The following is a 16,801-nucleotide window of genomic DNA, read 5'->3' as shown; positions in this document are numbered from 1 at the left end:
CCCCCTCCCCTCAGCCCGGATCGATCAGGCCCGTGCGGACCGCCAGCGCGACCGCCTCGATCCGGGTGCGGACGCGCAGCTTGGCGCAGGCCTTTTCGAGGTAGCTGTCGACCGTTCGCCGCGACAGCCCAAGAATGGCGCCGATGTCGGAGGAACTCTTGCCTCGGCTGACCCAAGCCAGGCATTCGGTCTCCCTCTGGCTGAGCGCCGGCGATTCAGGAAGGCTTGGAGCAGGGTTGGGGAGCATGCGAACAGACTTCATGGTTGCGCCCCACTTTCCGTAACCCGCGTCAGTTTCATGAGCAACGTCAGTCTCTTGCGGTCCTACCGCAACTTTCTTGCGGGTCGGGAACTGGCTTCTCCGGTCCGGTTGGACGGCATCGCTTGCGGCCGGTCCCGACGGCGCCTAAACCGACCGCGTCGGGCGCCGTGAGATAGGCGCGGGGCTTGAGCCGGGGTTCGCCAGTGGCGAAGGCGGCGCTCCGCGGCGAAGTAGCGGGCCTCTCGATCGCGGAGGATTCCAACGCCCGACCCCTCCGCCTTGCGTGTTGATTCCATTTGATTCATGGTCGCGGAGTCGGCGTTCGCGCCGATAGGGGCTTGGAATCCCCTGTGCGATATCAAAACCCAACGACCCGCGCGCCGCGCGGTCGTCGCTTGTCCAGCGGCCGAGCCCGTGCGTCGCGCGGCGCAGATCGGCGGAGCTGTCGCGCCCGCGGATTCCGGCCTCGCCCTTGTGGCCGGAGGAGCGTGGTGAGCAACGCCAAGGAGCTGGAAGCGGGAGCAGCGGACAGGCTGGACAGCCTGTTCCGCCGCTATGCGGCCTGGCTCGACGGGCGTCTGCGGACCCGGCTCGGGCCGGACGAAGCGGCCGACATGGTCCAGGAGACCTACCTGCGGATCGCCCCCTATGACGGCGACAGCATCCGTCATCCGAAGGCGTTCCTGCTGCGGGTCGCGCTGAATCTCGTGCGGGACGACCGCCGCCGCCAAGCACGCCGCGCCAAGTTCCTCGACCAGCAACCGGCGGCCGAAGCCGAGGCCGCTTCGCAGCTGGACCAGGTTTTATTGAAGCAGATCGTCCTGACGATGCCGCCGCTCTATCGCGACATCTTCGTGTTGAACCGCTTTGGCGGTATGACTTACCCGGAGATCGCGCGCGCGCGAGGGATCAGCGTCAAGACCGTCGAGTGGCGGATGTCGAAGGCGCTCGAACACTGCACGTCGCGGCTGGACGTTTAGGCGGGACATGATGACGGTCGACGAGGACGCCGACATCCGACGCAAGGAGACCGCTTCCTGGTTCGCACGTCTGAACCAGCGCAAGGTCTCGGCCGCCGATATCAAGGCCTTCAGCGCCTGGCGGCGCGTTCCCGAGAACGCCGAGGCCTACGACCGCATGCAGGCGGTCTGGGAGGCGACCGAAACCCTGGCCGACGATCCGGAGATCGCCGCCCTGACCAGACAGGCCAGGGACGCCGCAAATGCCCCGGCGCGGGCCCGGGCGCTGTTCTCGGACGTCCTCAAGCCGCTGGGCGCGGCCGGCGCCCTGGTCGCCGTCCTGGTCGTCGGCCTTGGCGTCTGGAGCCTCTCGCGGCCGACCCCGTATGCGACCGCGATCGGCGAGCAGCGTACGGTCCGGCTCGACGACGGCTCGCGGATCACGCTCGACACCGCTTCCAAGGTCGAGGTGCGCCTCGGCCGCGACCGGCGATCGGTCGTGCTGGTCGAGGGCCAGGCCCTCTTCGACGTCGAGGGCGACGCGGACCGGCCGTTCGTGGTCACCGCCGGCGACACCCGGGTGACGGCGCTCGGCACGCGCTTCGACGTGCGTCGGGTCGGCTCCGGGGCCCGGGTCGTCCTCATCGAGGGCCGCGTGGCCGTGCGGGACGGCAAAGCCGCCAATCGGTCCTGGTCGCTGGCGCCGGGGCAGCAGGTCCTGACCGCCGCCTCGCGTCCGGCGGTCGCCGTCGTCGACGTGCCGACAGCGACGAGCTGGGCCAGCGGCCGCCTGACCTTCCAGGAGACGCCGATCGGCGAGGCCGTCGCCGAGGTCAACCGCTACAGCCCGCACCCGATCGACCTGCAGGCGAACGAGTTCGCCGCCATCCGGGTGAGCGGCGTTTTCGACACCGGCGACGTCGACGGCTTCGTGGCCGCCCTGACCGATCTCTATCCCCTGCGGGCGACCCGCTCGGCGGACGGGAGCATCATCCTCTCGGACGGCGCCTCAAAATAAATCGCCTACGGACTTAGGGGGCCTCGCGCGCCCGGTCGTCTCTTCCCCAACCCGCATGACGACGGGTAGAAAACAGGGGGAAGACCATGCGTATCGGTTTCAGTTCATCCGCGCTGGCCGCGTTGCTTTTGGCCTCGGCGCCGCCCGCCTTCGCACAGGCCGCCCAGGAGGCTGCCCGGCGCTATGAGATCGCGCCCGGCCCGTTGGATCAGGCGCTGCCCGCCTTCGCCCGGCAGAGCGGCCAGCAGATCCTCTATCCCGCAGCCCTCGTCGCCGGACGCCGGTCTCCGGGGTTGAGCGGAACCCACACCCCCGAAGCGGCCCTGGCGGCGGTGCTGAAGGACTCGGGCCTCGCCTGGCGCCGGAGCCGCCCCAACGTCTTCGTCGTCTACGATCCGGCGGCGCGCGCCGAGGCTGTCCCACCGCAACCCGACCCCGTCACGCTGGACGAGGTGGTGGTGACCGGGAGCCTGATCCGGGGCGTGGCCGACGGCCCCTCCCCGGTCGTCATCGTCACCCGCGAGGAGATCGATCGCGGCGGCTACGCCACCGTCGCCCAGGCCCTCGCCGCTCTGCCGCAAAATTTCGGCGGGACGGCCAACGAAGGAGCGCTGCAGAACGGGGCCGACCGCAGCGCCACCAACGGCACCTTCGCCTCGGGCGTCAACCTGCGCGGTCTGGGAAGCGACGCCACCCTGGTGCTGGTCAACGGCCGCCGGATGGCCGGCACCGGCGCCATGGGCGACTTCGCCGATGTCTCGACCCTGCCCACCAGCGCCATCAAACGCATCGACGTGCTGCTGGACGGGGCTTCGGCCCTCTACGGCGCCGACGCCGTCGGCGGCGTCGTCAACATCATCCTGCGCGATGACTACGAGGGCGCCGAGACCCGGGTCCGGGTCGGCGGAACCGCCGACGGCGTCAGCGACGAGTTCCAGTTCGGCCAGACCTTCGGCCGGCGCTGGCCTTCCGGCGGCCTGCTCGGAACCTACGAATTCTATGAGCGCGGCGCCCTGCCCGTGTCGGAACGGCGTCTGGCCGGCGACGCGGACCTACGATGGCGCGGCGGCTCGGATCGGCGGCTCAACTACGCCAGCCCCGGCAATATCGTCGTCTTCGACCCGGCCAGCGGCGGCTACGTCTCGGCCTACGCCATCCCGGCCGGACAGGACGGGACCGACCTGGAGCCCGGCGATTTCCTGGCCGGCCAGACCAACCTGAGCAACCAGCGGCTCGGCATGAACGTCCTGCCGCAGCAGACCCGGCACAGCCTGTTCGCGGCGCTGCGACAGGACCTGGGGCCGCGGGTCGTGCTCTCCGCCGACGCCCGCTACGGCCTGCGCGAATACGAGACCGTCTCGACGCCGCTGGCGACCCTGCTGACGGTCAACGGCGGCAACCCCTATTTCGTCTCGCCGACAGGGGCGAGTTCGCACACCATCGCCTATTCCTTCGAGGACGACCTGCCCAATCCGGAGATCACCGGCGAGGCGGAGAGCTTCGGCGCCTCGGTCGGGGTCAAGGTCGACCTCTTCGACGACTGGCGGCTCGACGCCTATGTCGCCTACGCCTCGGAGGCCGGCGAGAACCGCACCACCGGCACGCTGAACTCGACCTTCCTGCGCGAGGCCCTGGGCGCTGTCGCCGACAACCCCGCCACCCCGTTCAGCGCCGGGCGCGACGGCTATTTCAATCCGTTCGGCGACGGCGGCGGCAGCCCGGCGGCGGTGCTCGCCTTCATCAGTTCGGGCCGCACCGCGACCCTGAGCGAGACCGGCGTCGCCTCGGCTAACCTGCAGGTCGACGGGACCGTGCTCACCCTGCCCGGCGGTCCGCTCCGGCTCGCCGCGGGACTCTCCTTTCGCGAGGAGACCTTCTGGCGCCGGAACGACAGTTTCACCTCGGGGGTGACGCCGACGACCGGCGTGGCCACGGACTCGAGCCGGCGGGTGGCGGCCGTGTTCGGCGAGCTGCGCATCCCGCTGTTCGGGGCCGACAACCGCCGGCCCGGCTTCGAACGCCTCGAGCTGTCGATGGCGGCCCGGTTCGAGGACTATGAGGACATCGGCCAGACGACCAGTCCCAAGATCGGCGTCGTCTGGGGCCTGACCGGAGACCTGACCCTGCGCGCCAACTACGGCGCCTCCTACCGGGCGCCGGCCTTGCGCGAGCTCAACGACGCGGCGCGGGCCAGTCCAACCTTCCTGCCGCGCGGGTCGCAGCAGGTCCTGTCAATCATCCAGTACGGCGGCAATCCGGACCTGGAATCGGAACAGGCCGACACCTGGACCCTCGGCGCGGAGTATCGGCCGGTCTTCATCAAGGGCCTGCGCCTCAGCGCCAACTGGTTCCGAACCGATTTCGACAACCGCATCGGACAGCCGACCTTCGAGAACATCCTGACGGCGTTGACCGATCCGGCGCTGTCGCCGTTCATCCAGCTGGTCGATCCGCTGAACAACGCCGCCGATCGGTCCGCCGTCCAGGCCATCCTCGACCTGCCGACCACCAACTTCGCCGACGCCTTTCCGGCGACGTCCTACGGGGCGATCGTGGACGCGCGCTACGTCAACACCGCCCGCGTCGAGGTCGAGGGCGTGGACGTCAGCGCCGGCTACGCCTTCGAGGTCGGGCCCAACGCCTTCGACCTGAACCTGGCCTTCTCCTATCTTGGCCGCTTCGACAGTCAGGCCACGCCAAAGTCGGCGACCGTCTCCCTACGGGATCGCCCCAACTATCCGGTCGGCCTGCGCGGCCGGGGCACGGTGGCCTGGTCGCGCGGCGACTGGGGCCTGTCCTCGTCGGTCAACTATGTCGATGGCTACGAAGACCTGGCCGGCGCCCGGATCGACGCCTGGGTCACCCTCGACCTGCAGGTCCGTTATGAACCCCAGTCCGGCCCGCTGCAGGGCACGACCATCGCGCTCAACGTCCAGAACGCCTTCGACCGCGACCCGCCCTTCTACAACGCGCCCGAGGGCATCGGCTACGACGCGGCCAACACCAACGTCATCGGCCGCTTCATCTCGCTGCAGCTGACCCGAGCCTGGTGATGCGGCGCATGGTGGGTTGCGGATTGGCCGTCGCGCTGCTGGCGACGGCGGGCCCGGTCATGGGCCAATCGCGGGCGCCGGTCACCCTCGAGGCCCTGCTGGGCCAGCAGAGGCTGGGGTCGGTGCGGATCAGCCCGAACGGGCGCTGGATCGTGGTCGAGCGGCGGGCCGCCTGGTCGTCGGCGGCGACCTATCGCTTCGGGCTGATGACGCCGCACCTGCTCAGCGGGCTGGAGGTGCACACGCCCGCCGGCGGCCCGGTGCGCCGGCTGGAGGATCCGGGCCACGCCAACGGCTACGTCTCCGGCCCCTTCTCGCCCAGCGGCGAGAAGATGCTGGTCTTCCGCCTGCGCGAAACCGCCCGGACGCTGGGGGTCATGACCCTGGCCACGGGAGAGGTGCGTTGGCTGCCGCTGACGCCGGAGTTCACCGAGCTGGGCCGCACCGTCGCCTGGCGCTCGGAGACGCAGCTGGTGGCCATCGCCCGTCCGGACGGCGACCTGCCCTTGGTGTTCCGCCTCGGCTCCCAAACCGAGGCGCGCAAGACGGGGCTGTGGCGAACCTTCGCGGCCGGCCACGTGCCGTCCTCGGTGGTCATTCCCAGCGGCGCGGCGCGCGACAGCCGCGAGCGGTCGGCCGCCCCGCGCTTGGTCCTCTTCGACCTCGCTCGCGGCGAGGAGCGGGTGCTGGCGCGCGGCGACCTGTTCGACCTGGAGCTCTCCCCGGACGGCGGGGCCGTCGCGGCCCTGCTCAACGCCGAGGACCTGCAGGCCGGCGGGGAGACGCCGGTCGATGTCGGCACGCCGAGCCGGCGGCGTCGCCTGCTGCTGGTCGATTTGGATCAGGGCAGGACCACGGAGCCCCTGCCCGATCAGGACTTCCTCTCGCACCTGCTGTCCTGGTCGCCGGATTCCCGCCAGCTGATCACCTTCGCGCGCGACGCCGGGGCCGGGTGGGCCAACGGCCGCTTCTGGACCGTCGCCCGCCGCGGGGCGGCCGAACCGCTCCAGCTCGGCGAGGCCCGACCCTGGCTCGACGCCGAGGTCGGCAAAATTCCCATCGCCCGCGCCGGCTGGAGCGCGGGACAACCGGTCGTGCAGGTCCGCGCCGCCCGGGACGAGCGAGTCTGGCTTCGCGCCGGCCCGGGGTCCATCTCGGTCCCGGTCATCGAGTCGCGCGAAACCTTGGTCGAGGTTGGCGAACGCACCTGGATCGAGCGCGCCGACGGCCTGCACCCATTCGCCGCCCACCCCGCCACGTCCGTTACGCCCGGCCGGCTGTGGAACCGCGAACGGGCGGCGGACGGCGGCAGCCGACAGGGCTGGAACCCGGACGGCGTCCAGCGGGGACGGCGCGGCCTGGTTGGCCCGGACGGCTGCCTGAGCCTTCCGTCCGCTCCGGCGGCGCGGACCTGCCCCGCGCCCCTCGCGGCCGACGAAACCCTGGTCGCGGTCAGTCCCACGCGGGACTATCTGATCGCCCAGCGGCGCACCCCGGGCGGATCGACCCGCCTGCGCCTGCACGCGGTCGATGGCGCCCGGCCGCTGGCGACGGTCAACGCCGGCTTCGACGCCCTGGCCTGGGGGACGATCACGCCCATCGCCCATACCGGCCCCGAGGGCCAGGCCCTGACCAGTTGGCTGCTGCTGCCGCCGGGCGCCGCCCCAGGCGACCGGCTCCCGGTGGTCGTGATCGTCTATCCCGGCGCCGCCTACGCCGCCGCCCCGGCCTGGCTGCGGCCGGGCGGCGAACGCCTGCACATCAATCCGGCCGTGCTGGCCGCGGCCGGCTACGCCGTCCTCGTGCCGAGCCTGCCCCGACCTGCGGGCGCGGGACCGCAACTGGACGACCTGGCCGAGCGGATCGGGACGATCGTCGACGCCGCCGCTGTCCAGGCTCCCGTCGACCCGGCCCGGGTCGGCCTGGTCGGCCACAGCTACGGCGGCTACGGGGTGCTGCTGGCGGCGTCGCAGAGCGACCGGTTCCGGGCGGTGGTGGCGGCGGCCGGCTACGCCGACCTGTCGCGGGTCTATGCGCTGCCGCCGCATTTCTTGGTCTCGCCGGACGACGGCGTGCCGATCAACGCCCTGGTCGGCTGGGCCGAGACCGGCCAGGGCGCGATCGGCGCCTCGTTGCTCGATCAACCCCAGGCCTATGTCGCGGGCAGCCCGCTATACGTCGCGAGCCAGATCCGCACGCCGGCCCTGCTCATCGAGGGCGACCTCGATCCGGCCGGCGCCGATGTGCTATTCGGCGCCCTCTACCGGCTCGGCCGGGAGGCGGCGCTGGTCACCTACGCCGGCGAGGGTCATGTCTTCGTCAGCCCGGCCAACCTGCGCGACCTGCACGCCCGCATCCTCGACTGGCTCGACCGCCATGTGCGCCCGGCGGATGTCGGCGATCCGCGCCTGCCAGCGCCGGGCCCAGACCTCCAGCACGGCGCCGACCAGTAGCCGGTTGTAGCCGGGGCTCCAGATCAGGCGCGCCTCCGTCAGTTCGGCCTCGAGCGCCTGGCGGTCCAGCAGGCCGTGGGCGGCCTGAAGCCCGTCGAGCAGCAGCGGCGTCAGGGTCGGCAGGCTGGCGCGCGTCACCTGGCCGTAGAAATGGCTGAGGTCGCCCTTGCTGCGGCGCTCGACGATCATCGGCGGCAGGCGCGTCGCGAAGGCCTGCCGAGCCAGGCCCCGGTCCCGCACCCCGGCGATCAGCCGGTCGGCCGGAATGGCCAGGCAGTGCTCGGCCACCGGCTGGCTGAGGAAGGGGTGCAAGAGGTCGCCCGCGCGGGCGCGCAGGCAGTCGCCCCAGAACAGCTGGGCGTTGACGAACTGCCGCAGTTGCCCGGCCTTGGCCGGCGGCAGGTCGTCAACCTCCTCCAGCCAGGGATGGCGGCGCGTCCCGGAGGCCGCCCGCTCGCCCGACGGGCCGCCGAGGGCGTAGCCGAGCACCGTCCAGGCCGAGTGCCGGGTCCAGCGCGCCACGGCGGCGATGAAGGCCGGCGACACCCCGGCCAGGCCCTCCCGGCGGCGGCGGTCGACGACCACGGCGGGGTTGGGCGCCTGAAAGAACACCGCGTCGCCGCCCTGGCCGGTGAGCAGCCCGGTCGCCCGGCGCCGGCGCATCCGCCCGGAAACCTCGATGTCGTAGGCGACATCGACGCCTTGCAGGGCCGGCCGCACACTGTCGCCCAGCGGATTGAGCTGGGCCAGGGTGATCGCCTCGACCGGCTTGCGCACGGTGGTCAGGTCCAGACCCAGCTGCGACGCCGCCGCCATGGCGTAGGGCCGCTCGTCGCCCTCGCGCCAGTCGCCATGGAAGTTGAGGAAGCCGGCGCGCCCGGCGTGTCCGGACGCCTTGAGACTGGCGGCGGCGATGGCCGAGTCCAGCCCGCCTGAGAGTTCGGCCGCGAGCCGGCGATGCGGCGCGACCAGGGCCGCCACGGTCGCGTCCACCACCGCGACCAGGCCCTCATGGCTCTCGTCCCAGCCCCGCCCGGACCGGCAAAAGCTCGCCGGCCGCCAGACGGCCGTGGTCTCGGCCGTCTCACCGATGACGCTGACCGCGCCCGGATTGACGGCGGTCAGGCCGCGCAGGGCCAGCTGGTCGCCGAGCAGTTCCGGGGCCCTGGCGATCTCACCAAGCACCGGCCAGTCGATGGCGAGGTCGGCCGGCAGCAGGGCATCGACCAGGCGCGGCGGCTCGCGGGCGGCGATCACCGCCCCGCCATGACGCCACCAGACGCAGTCGAGGGCGCCGGTGGGATCGCGTAGCAGGGCGAGGCGTCCCTCGTCGTCCCGCCAGGCCAGGACATAACGCCCCCAACCCGAGGCGACGGCGGTCCGGGCCAGGTCGGCCGGGCTGGTGCCGCGCGAGACCACCGTCGACAGGGGGACATCGGTCCCGCGCCAGTCGCCGATCAGGAGGTGCTGGCGGCCGACCTGGCGGACGGCGTAGCGGGCCCGCGGCGCGAGCAGGACCTGGATATCCTCGATCGGACCAAAGGATCGCCAGCCATCCCGTTCGAGGGCGGCCAGGACCCGGTCGAGTCCGCGTCGGTCGTCCTCGCCGGCGCGCCGCCGGTCGATCACCAGATAGCCGTTGTCGGCGGGACCGGGGACCTTCATCGGCAGTAGATCGGCGTATAGGCCCAGAGCCGCTCGACATCGTCGTTGAGACAGACGTCGCCCGCCTGGACCCAACAATGGGCGTTGAACGGCCAGAGGCGCACGCCGAACACCCAGTCGGCGGCCAGGCCGCGGCGGCGCAGGAAGGCGATCAGCATGGCCGAGCGCGGCAGGCATTCCCCTTCGACCGGGAGCCAGGGGCTGATTTTCCAGAACAGCCGCGCCGCCGCCACAACCGCCTCCGGATCGCGCGACAGGTCGCTCCGGGTCTCGGCAATTGCCAGATAGGGGGCGAGCCCCTGCCCCGCCCGCGCCTTGCGAAGGTCGGCGACGACGCCGGCGGCGGCGAGCAGCGCCCGAGGCCCCGCCGGTTCGGCGAGGGGCTCATGGATGATCGATCTTGCGGGGGACGGGGGCGGCGCCCGCGTCTCGGGCGGCGGCTCGGCCCCCAGCAGCCCGGCCTCGCCCAGCGCCTCGGCCATCGGCCCGGGCGCGATCCCGCCTCCGCCGGCCAGGGCCGCCGCGCCGCCCGGCAGGCACAGATAGGCGTCGCCCGCGATGTCGAGCACCGCCAGGTCGGCCCCGATGGCGACGGCGTGAACGTCCGGTTTGAGGTAGCGGGTCATCGGCGCGGTCCGGCCGGAGGCGGTGGGCGCCGGCCAAAGGCCGGCGCCCTGGCCTTCAGCCCTGCTGCCAGAGCCGCACCGGGATCAGTTCGAAATCGCCGGTGGGGGAGTCGGCGCGGGTGGCCTGTTCGGCCGAGCCCAGCCGGACGACGTCGGCGCGGACGCCGGTCGGCTCATAGAGACGGACCGGGATCAGCTCCATGTCGCCGATGTGGGAATCGGCGCGGGTCTGGCGCCGGGCGGAGCCGAGCCCGATCAGGCGCGGCATGGTCTGGGTGTTCATGATGGGACCTCCTTGGACGGGACGGAATGCCCCGCCCGGACAGTCGGCGCGGCCCCACGTCTATTTTCAAACTATATTCGCTCTATACTTTGGCCCGACCGCCGCATGACTGCGAACACCGCAGGCGCGGCGAGCCGCCGGCCCTCATGGTAGGCGTCCACCTCGACCCGCAAGTCGGCGATGCGGCCCGCCGCCAGCAACCGCTCCTGCCGATCAATCTGTTCGACCTCGGCGGGCCGCACGGCCGCCTCGACCGCGCGGATGGGGCGGAGCTGGAGCATGACCCGGCGATGGGCGCGGGTCAGGATGTCGGCGCCGGCCGACGCCGCGATCGTCGCGTAGAGGATTTCGAGGCGCAGATCAGGCGGCGACGGCGCCTCGACGGGGCGCGCGGCGGGCGTCGGCGCGACATCCAGCGCCCAGTGGGTCAGCCGGCGGTGCAATTCGTAGAGGTCGGCGATGTCGGACGCCGTCGGGCTTGGCGCAAAATATCCGCGGCCCGGCCGATGCTCGATGACCCCTTCCCCGGCCAGCCGCGCCAGCGCTTCACGCACCGGCGTGGGGCTGAGCCGCAACTCCTCGGCCAGGGCGGTGGCGACGAGCGGCTCGCCCCAGCCGAACCGGCCCGCCGCGGCGAAGCCGGCCAGGGCGTTGAGAGCGCTGTGGTAGGGGTCGCGATCCTTCATCGCGCCCGCTCCCGGCCGTAGGGGACGAGAGCGGGAGGGCGCGAGCATCGCGCCGGGCCTGGCGGGCGGGCAACCCCGCGCCGAATGAATGCGGTATAGGACCGACACCCGCAAGCTTTCGCGATGTATCCGCAGGTTCTTTGCGTCATGCCGCAAGGTTTTCGACACCGTTTCTTTCCCATCTTTCATTTGAGGCTCCGGCGCCGCATTTTTCAACCAGTAGGGGTGCGAGGGCGGTAGTCTCGGCGGCCCCAGCCGACAGGAGTGAAGTCGAGGTCATGGAGCGCGCCGACCGCCAGTCCCAGAACGAAACCCTGTCCGCGGCCCTGCGCCTGATCCGCGCTCACCGCCGGATGAAGTCGGCCGATGTGGCGCGCGGGATGAACATGGCGCTGCGATCCTACGAACATTTCGAGGCCGGCGGCGGCCGCATCAATCTCGAACGGGTGCACCGCTTCGCGGAGGTCACCGACAGTGATCCGCACGCCATCATGGCCGCCCTGGCGCTGGGCTCGCCGGCCTTCGCCCTGCGCTGCGCCGACAACAAGCTGATGACCATCTTCACCGTCGCCGTCCAGGAATTCGATGCGGAGGTGGGCGACGCCATCGCCGAGCTGGACGCCCGGACCATCATCAACACCTTCACCAAGGCGCTGAAGGACCTGGCGGTGCAGTCGGTGCGCCGCGACAGCGCCGCCGACGCCTGGCTCGAGCAACGGCTGCGCCGCCTGGTGTCGCCGGCGAACGGCGAGGACGAAGGCCCCACCGGAGACGACACACCGTAGACCCCCGACGGGCCGATTACGGACTGGCGGCGGGGCGGCCTCGTCCGGTTTGCTAAAGCGCGATGGCCCCGTATGCGTCCAGTAACCGCCAGGCGTGCGCCGACGATCTCGATCGTCTCTCCGAGCGACAGCTCGACTGCCTGCGGCTGGCCGCCCAGGGCCTGACCTCGGCGGGGATCGGCGAGCGCCTCGGCCTGTCGCCCCGCACCGTCGACGAGCATCTGATGCTGGCCTGCCGGACGCTCGACGTGCGCACCCGGGTGCAGGCGGTGGCCCGGCTGGCGCTCGGGGCGCGCGCCGCGCCGGAATCCCGAACCTTCCTACCGTAGATCTCCGACGGGCCGCTGGCGGGTCGCGCGGCGCGGCCGGGACCGGTTTGCTGAACGCCAGACATGGAGTTCGCCTTGCTGGACCTCGGCCTCATCCTCAGCCTCGCCCAGGCCTGCGCGCCGCAGGTGGCGCCGCAGACCCTCGCCGCCGTCGCCTATGCGGAGAGTCGGTTCGACCCGCTCGCCATCGGCGTCAATCGCGGACCGCGGCCGGCCCGCGCGCCGCGCGACGCGGCCGAGGCGGCCCGGACGGCGCGCGCCCTGCTCGCCGACGGCGCCAACCTCGACCTCGGCGTCGCCCAGATCAACAGCGACAATCTCGGCTGGCTGGGGCTGTCGGTCGAGGACGCCTTCGATCCCTGCCGCAATCTGACCGCCGCCGGCCGGGTGCTGCAGGCGGGATACCGGCCCGCCTCAGCCAGCCCGCTCGACCGTCAGGTCGCGCTCCGCGCGGCGCTGTCCCGCTACAACACCGGCCATCCCGAGCGCGGCCTGCGCAATGGCTATGTGGCCCGCGTCGAACGCGCCGCCCTCCGCCTCGCCCTCGCGGCGCCCGGTCCGTCGCCGGAGCTCTCGCCTCCGGCGTCCGCGACGCCTGCGGCCGAGCCGGCCCCGCCGCCGGCCTGGGATGTGTTCGCCCGCGCCCGTTTCAGTTCGACCCTCGCCTTCGCGTCGGTCTCGTCCGAGCCCTGGAGAGTTCTCCCATGATCGTCCGCGTTTCCCGCGCCCGCCACGCCGGCGCCGCCGGCGCCATCGCCTTGGCCAGCGTCGCGATCCTCGCCGAGCCGGCCTTCGCCCAGGCCAATGTCGAAGGACTGCTGCAGAACGTCGTCGACATGCTGACCGGCAACACCGCCCGCCTGCTGGCGGTGCTGGCGGTGGTGGTGGTCGGCATCCTGTGGATGTTCGGCCTGTTCGACCTGCGCCGGGCCGCCATCGTCATCCTCGGCATCATCGTCGTCTTCGGCGCCGCCGAGATCGTCAACCTGATCACCGGGGGCGGCTGATGGGCGCGCCGGCCGATCTTCTCCTGACCGCCGTCGTGCTGCTGGGCGCCCTGAGCCTGATGCTGGCCCTGCGGCTGATCTCGCTCCCGCGCTTCGCCCAGGCCGTGGCCGGCGGCGCGCTCGGCCTGGCGGCCTGGAGCCTGCCCGCGCTGCTGGGGGCCGGTCATGGCTGAAGAGCGCTTGATCGAGGACCCGCTGTTCCTGGCCTGCACCCGCCCGGCCATGGTTCTGGGCGTGCCGATGGAGGCGATGGGCGTCAACGTCATCGTCTCGGGCCTGGTGTTCCTGGTCGGCGGCAGCCTGCTCTACCTGCTGATCGCCCCCGTCCTCCACCTGGTCTTCCGCGGCATCTGCAAGGTCGACCACAACGCCTTCCGGCTGCTGCTGGTCTATGTCGACACCAAGGGACGCTCCCGCAACAGCGGCCTGTGGGGCGGCAGCTCGCCCACGCCCCTGCCCCTGGTCCGCCGCTACCGCGCGGGGGAGTTGGCCCGTGGCTGAGGCGAGCGTCTCCCCGGCCCGGCTGCGGCGCGAAGCGGATGTCCGCGCCAATATGCCGTTCGCGCGCCATGTCGACGACCAGGTGGTGGCCCTCGACAGCGGCGCCCTGATGCTCTGCTTCCAGCTCGCCGGCGCCGCCTTCGAGACGGCAGACGCGCGCGACCTCAACGACTGGCACGTCAAGCTGAACCAGACCTGGCGCAACCTCGCCGACGATCGCCTGGCGGTGTGGCACCACGTCGTCCGGCGCGAGGTCGCGGCCGAGCCCGCGACCGGATTCCGCTCCGCCTTCGCCCGCGACCTGAACGCGGCCTATGAGGCCCGCCTCGTCGGCCGGCGGATGTTCGTCAACGACCTCTTCGTGACTCTGGTCCTGCATCCGGGCCGGGCGACCGGCGACCGCGCCTCGGCGATGATGGGCCGGCTGAAGGCGGCCAGGCGGGCCGGCGTCGAGGTCGAGCCCGAGGCGGTCAAGCGGCTGCAGGAGGCCGGCCGGGACCTCGCCCAGTATCTGGCCCGCTACGCGCCCCGGCCGCTCGGCCTCTATGCGCGCGGCGGCCTGTGGTTCTCCGAGCCGATGGAGGCCATGCGGCTGATCCTGACCGGCCGTCCGAGCCGCGTGCCGGTCGTCCGCGGCCACCTGGGCTCGGCGGTCTATGCGGTGCGGGCGATCTTCGGCCGCGAAAGCCTGGAACTGCGCGATGTCGGCGACGCCCGCTACGCCGGCGTCCTGGCGGTCAAGGAGTATCCGGCCTCAACCCGCCCGGGCCTGTGGGACGCGCTGCTGAGCGCGCCCTTTGCCTTCGTGATCAGCCAGTCCTTCGCCTTCCTGTCCAAGGCCTCCGCACGGGCGGTGATGGAGCGCAAGCAGAACCAGATGGTCTCGGCGCGCGACCGGGCCGCCTCACAGATCGCCGGCCTGTCCGACGCCCTCGACGACCTGGTCAGCAACCGCTTCGTGATGGGCGAGCACCAGGCCTCGGTGCTGGTCTACGGGGCCGGACCCGGCGAACTGGCCGACCACCTGTCCAAGGCCCGCGCCCTGCTGGCCGATTCCGGCCTGGTGGTGGCGCGCGAGGACCTCGGCCTGGAAGCGGCCTTCTGGGCGCAGTTCCCGGGGGCGTTCGCCCGGCGCACGCGCCCGGCGGCCATCACCTCGCGCAACTTCGCGGCGCTGGCGCCCTTCCACGCCCATCCGGTCGGCAAGGCCCGCGGCAACCACTGGGGACCCGCGGTCGCCCTGCTCCGGACCACGGCCGGCTCGCCCTTCTGGTTCAACTTCCATGTCGGCGACCTCGGCCACACCTTCATCTGCGGCCCCTCAGGCTCGGGCAAGACCGTGGTCCAGAACTTCATGCTGGCCCAGCTGGAGCGGCTCGGGGCCCAGCAGCTGTTCGTCGACAAGGACCGGGGCGCCGAGCTCTTCGTGCGCGCCTGCGGCGGAACCTATCTGACCCTGCGCAATGGCGAGCCGACCGGCTTCGCGCCGTTCAAGGCCTTGGCGCCCAGCCCGGCCAACCGCGCCTTCCTGGTCAAGCTGGTCCGGGCGCTGGTGGCGCGGGACGGCGATCCCCTGACGGTGGTGCAGGCCCGGGCCATCGACGACGGCGTGGCGGCGCTCGAAGCCTTGCCGCGCGAACGTCGCTCGCTGACCGCCCTGCGCAGCGTGTTGGGCCAGGCCGACGGCGGCGGCGTCGGCGCGCGGCTGGAGCGCTGGACCCGGGAGGGCCCGCTCGGCTGGGTGCTCGACAACGACGAGGACGCCCTGTCGCTGGAGACCCGCTTCGCCGGATTCGACCTGACCCAGGTGCTCGATCACGCCGAGATCCGCACCCCGGTCATGCTCTATCTGTTCCACCGCATCGCCGAGCGGGTCGACGGCCGCCGGTTGGTGCTGGACATCGACGAGTTCTGGAAGGTGCTTGGCGATCCGGCCTTCACCGACCTGGCCCAGGACGGACTGAAGACCTGGCGCAAGCAGAACGCCCTGATGGTGTTCGGCACCCAGTCGCCGGCCGACGCCCTGCGCTCGCCGATCGCCCACGCCATCCTCGAACAGTGCGCCACCAAGATCTTCCTGCCCAACCCGCACGGCCAGGCGCGCGACTACGTCGAGGGCTTCGGCCTGACCGGCGAGGAGTTCCGGTTGATCCGCGACGCCCTGACCCCGGAGTCGCATCGCTTCCTGGTCAAGCAGGGCCACGACAGCGTCGTCGTCGAACTCGACCTCACCGGCCTGGACGACGAACTGGCCATCCTCTCGGGCCGCAGCGAGACGGTGGCCCTGCTCGACCGCCTGCGCGCCGAACACGGCGACGACTACGCGCTGTGGCGCGACCCCTTTCATGCCCAACGGAGGTTCCCATGAAGACCCGACTCCTCGGCGCCGCCGGCGCTGCCCTGATCGTCCTGACCGGCGTCCCGGCGCAGGCGCAGGAGATCGTCTACGACCCGATGGCCTACGCCAGGATGATCGAGGACGCCCTCACGGCCCTGCAGCAGCTGGAGGCGCTGAAGAAACAGATCGAACAGGGCGACGAGTTGTTCGACAGCCTCAACCAGCTGTCGGACGTCAACGGCCTGGCCGGCCAGCTCGGCCTGCCGGAGGTCCGCAATCCGCTGCCGGACATGGCCGCCCTGCGCGCCGCCGCCGACGGCGACCTCTCGGCCCTGGGCGCCCTGGCCGAGCGGGCCGACGCCATCCGCCGCGAGACCCGTCTCTATACGCCGCCGGCCGATGAAGCCGGGCCGGCCGAGGCCTACTACCGCGACAGTCTGGAGCGCTCAGGCCTGCGCACGGCCCGCGACCTGGCGCTGGGCGAAGCGGTCGGCCAAGCCGCCGACGCGCGGCTGGAGGGTCTGGAGACCCTGCGCCGGGCGCTGGACACGGCCCCCAACGCCCGGGCGGTGATGGACCTCGACGCCCGCCTGGCCGCCGAGCAGGCGCTGATCCAGAACGAACAGGTGCGGCTGCAGGGCCTGGCCCTGATGCAGGCGGCCGAAGCGCGGCTGGAGGAGCAGCGCGCCCGTGAACGGGCCGAGGCCGCCCGGGCCGCGCGCATGAGCGTCTACGAGCGGGCCTTCCGGTGAGAGCCGCCTTGCTCGCCGGTCTGGTTCTGGCCGCCTGCTCGCCGCCGCCGCGGACGGCGGAGGCCTTCGCCGCCGATCCGGCCG

At 72.1% G+C, this 16,801-nt stretch carries 16 protein-coding genes and 1 pseudogene; 12 read left to right on the top strand and 5 right to left on the bottom strand.

What is annotated here, in order from left to right; translation table 11 throughout:
- Positions 1-10: 10 nt before the first annotated feature.
- Positions 11-262: a response regulator transcription factor gene (locus AC1RSK_RS21845; protein ID WP_492909804.1), complete on the bottom strand. Its 252-nt coding sequence runs from the start codon at positions 260-262 to the stop codon at positions 11-13.
- 491 nt (positions 263-753) lie between these two features.
- Between AC1RSK_RS21845 and AC1RSK_RS21840 the strand changes: the two genes are divergently transcribed.
- The 4 genes from AC1RSK_RS21840 (at position 754) to AC1RSK_RS21825 (ending at position 7,745) form a co-directional block, all read left to right on the top strand.
- Positions 754-1,242: an RNA polymerase sigma factor gene (locus AC1RSK_RS21840; RefSeq protein ID WP_492909803.1), complete on the top strand. Its 489-nt coding sequence runs from the start codon at positions 754-756 to the stop codon at positions 1,240-1,242.
- 7 nt (positions 1,243-1,249) lie between these two features.
- Positions 1,250-2,239, top strand: coding sequence for a FecR family protein (locus AC1RSK_RS21835; RefSeq protein WP_492909802.1), 990 nt, complete (start codon positions 1,250-1,252; stop codon positions 2,237-2,239).
- 86 nt (positions 2,240-2,325) lie between these two features.
- A complete protein-coding gene (locus AC1RSK_RS21830; RefSeq protein WP_492909801.1) occupies positions 2,326-5,292 on the top strand; it encodes a TonB-dependent receptor domain-containing protein in 2,967 nt (988 codons plus the stop codon).
- 23 nt (positions 5,293-5,315) lie between these two features.
- Positions 5,316-7,745: a S9 family peptidase gene (locus AC1RSK_RS21825; protein WP_492909800.1), complete on the top strand. Its 2,430-nt coding sequence runs from the start codon at positions 5,316-5,318 to the stop codon at positions 7,743-7,745.
- A gap of 30 nt (positions 7,746-7,775) precedes the next feature.
- Here the strand turns inward: AC1RSK_RS21825 and AC1RSK_RS21820 are convergent.
- From AC1RSK_RS21820 to AC1RSK_RS21805, 4 genes and pseudogenes are all read right to left on the bottom strand, one after another.
- A pseudogene (locus tag AC1RSK_RS21820) lies at positions 7,776-9,410 on the bottom strand (asparagine synthase-related protein); the annotation flags it as partial.
- The gene (locus AC1RSK_RS21815; RefSeq protein ID WP_492909799.1) at positions 9,407-10,036 is read right to left on the bottom strand and encodes a lasso peptide biosynthesis B2 protein; all 630 of its coding nucleotides are present in this window, start codon (positions 10,034-10,036) and stop codon (positions 9,407-9,409) included. The pseudogene AC1RSK_RS21820 and the gene AC1RSK_RS21815, both read right to left, overlap by 4 nt.
- A 55-nt stretch (positions 10,037-10,091) precedes the next feature.
- Entirely contained in the window at positions 10,092-10,319 is a 228-nt protein-coding gene (locus tag AC1RSK_RS21810; RefSeq protein WP_492909798.1) for a hypothetical protein, read from the bottom strand.
- Positions 10,320-10,390: 71 nt separating this feature from the next.
- The gene (locus tag AC1RSK_RS21805) at positions 10,391-11,005 is read right to left on the bottom strand and encodes a GntR family transcriptional regulator (protein WP_492909797.1); all 615 of its coding nucleotides are present in this window, start codon (positions 11,003-11,005) and stop codon (positions 10,391-10,393) included.
- 278 nt (positions 11,006-11,283) lie between these two features.
- Here AC1RSK_RS21805 and AC1RSK_RS21800 point away from each other — a divergent pair, with 278 nt between their 5' ends.
- From AC1RSK_RS21800 to AC1RSK_RS21765, 8 genes are all read left to right on the top strand, one after another.
- On the top strand, positions 11,284-11,790 hold the full coding sequence (locus AC1RSK_RS21800) for a helix-turn-helix domain-containing protein (protein WP_492909796.1): 507 nt from the start codon (positions 11,284-11,286) through the stop codon (positions 11,788-11,790).
- 62 nt (positions 11,791-11,852) lie between these two features.
- Positions 11,853-12,119: a helix-turn-helix domain-containing protein gene (locus AC1RSK_RS21795; protein ID WP_492909795.1), complete on the top strand. Its 267-nt coding sequence runs from the start codon at positions 11,853-11,855 to the stop codon at positions 12,117-12,119.
- 63 nt (positions 12,120-12,182) lie between these two features.
- Entirely contained in the window at positions 12,183-12,827 is a 645-nt protein-coding gene (locus tag AC1RSK_RS21790) for a lytic transglycosylase domain-containing protein (protein WP_492909794.1), read from the top strand.
- Positions 12,824-13,126, top strand: a complete 303-nt coding sequence (locus tag AC1RSK_RS21785; RefSeq protein WP_492909793.1) for a TrbC/VirB2 family protein — start codon at positions 12,824-12,826, stop codon at positions 13,124-13,126. The genes AC1RSK_RS21790 and AC1RSK_RS21785 overlap by 4 nt, the downstream gene beginning before the upstream one ends.
- The gene (locus AC1RSK_RS21780) at positions 13,126-13,299 is read left to right on the top strand and encodes a hypothetical protein (protein WP_492909792.1); all 174 of its coding nucleotides are present in this window, start codon (positions 13,126-13,128) and stop codon (positions 13,297-13,299) included. Before AC1RSK_RS21785 ends, AC1RSK_RS21780 begins: the two co-directional genes overlap by 1 nt.
- A complete protein-coding gene (locus tag AC1RSK_RS21775; protein ID WP_492909791.1) occupies positions 13,292-13,627 on the top strand; it encodes a VirB3 family type IV secretion system protein in 336 nt (111 codons plus the stop codon). Before AC1RSK_RS21780 ends, AC1RSK_RS21775 begins: the two co-directional genes overlap by 8 nt.
- On the top strand, positions 13,620-15,995 hold the full coding sequence (locus tag AC1RSK_RS21770; RefSeq protein WP_492909790.1) for a VirB4 family type IV secretion/conjugal transfer ATPase: 2,376 nt from the start codon (positions 13,620-13,622) through the stop codon (positions 15,993-15,995). Before AC1RSK_RS21775 ends, AC1RSK_RS21770 begins: the two co-directional genes overlap by 8 nt.
- On the top strand, positions 15,992-16,717 hold the full coding sequence (locus AC1RSK_RS21765; RefSeq protein ID WP_492909789.1) for a TrbJ/VirB5 family protein: 726 nt from the start codon (positions 15,992-15,994) through the stop codon (positions 16,715-16,717). Before AC1RSK_RS21770 ends, AC1RSK_RS21765 begins: the two co-directional genes overlap by 4 nt.
- The last annotated feature ends 84 nt before the right edge of the window (positions 16,718-16,801 follow it).

Source organism: Caulobacter sp. GW821-FHT11A05 (assembly GCF_058809015.1).
Note: the sequence above shows the minus strand (reverse complement) of the source record. Positions and strands in the feature narration are given on the sequence as shown.

What these genes read in the sequence shown, in the direction of transcription:
- AC1RSK_RS21845 (WP_492909804.1), bottom strand. Translation starts at nt 262, where the DNA reads ATGAAGTCTGTTCGCATGCTCCCCAACCCTGCTCCAAGCCTTCCTGAA.
- AC1RSK_RS21835 (WP_492909802.1), top strand. Translation starts at nt 1,250, where the DNA reads ATGATGACGGTCGACGAGGACGCCGACATCCGACGCAAGGAGACCGCT.
- AC1RSK_RS21830 (WP_492909801.1), top strand. Translation starts at nt 2,326, where the DNA reads ATGCGTATCGGTTTCAGTTCATCCGCGCTGGCCGCGTTGCTTTTGGCC.
- AC1RSK_RS21815 (WP_492909799.1), bottom strand. Translation starts at nt 10,036, where the DNA reads ATGACCCGCTACCTCAAACCGGACGTTCACGCCGTCGCCATCGGGGCC.
- AC1RSK_RS21810 (WP_492909798.1), bottom strand. Translation starts at nt 10,319, where the DNA reads ATGAACACCCAGACCATGCCGCGCCTGATCGGGCTCGGCTCCGCCCGG.
- AC1RSK_RS21805 (WP_492909797.1), bottom strand. Translation starts at nt 11,005, where the DNA reads ATGAAGGATCGCGACCCCTACCACAGCGCTCTCAACGCCCTGGCCGGC.
- AC1RSK_RS21800 (WP_492909796.1), top strand. Translation starts at nt 11,284, where the DNA reads ATGGAGCGCGCCGACCGCCAGTCCCAGAACGAAACCCTGTCCGCGGCC.
- AC1RSK_RS21795 (WP_492909795.1), top strand. Translation starts at nt 11,853, where the DNA reads ATGGCCCCGTATGCGTCCAGTAACCGCCAGGCGTGCGCCGACGATCTC.
- AC1RSK_RS21790 (WP_492909794.1), top strand. Translation starts at nt 12,183, where the DNA reads ATGGAGTTCGCCTTGCTGGACCTCGGCCTCATCCTCAGCCTCGCCCAG.
- AC1RSK_RS21785 (WP_492909793.1), top strand. Translation starts at nt 12,824, where the DNA reads ATGATCGTCCGCGTTTCCCGCGCCCGCCACGCCGGCGCCGCCGGCGCC.
- AC1RSK_RS21780 (WP_492909792.1), top strand. Translation starts at nt 13,126, where the DNA reads ATGGGCGCGCCGGCCGATCTTCTCCTGACCGCCGTCGTGCTGCTGGGC.
- AC1RSK_RS21775 (WP_492909791.1), top strand. Translation starts at nt 13,292, where the DNA reads ATGGCTGAAGAGCGCTTGATCGAGGACCCGCTGTTCCTGGCCTGCACC.
- AC1RSK_RS21765 (WP_492909789.1), top strand. Translation starts at nt 15,992, where the DNA reads ATGAAGACCCGACTCCTCGGCGCCGCCGGCGCTGCCCTGATCGTCCTG.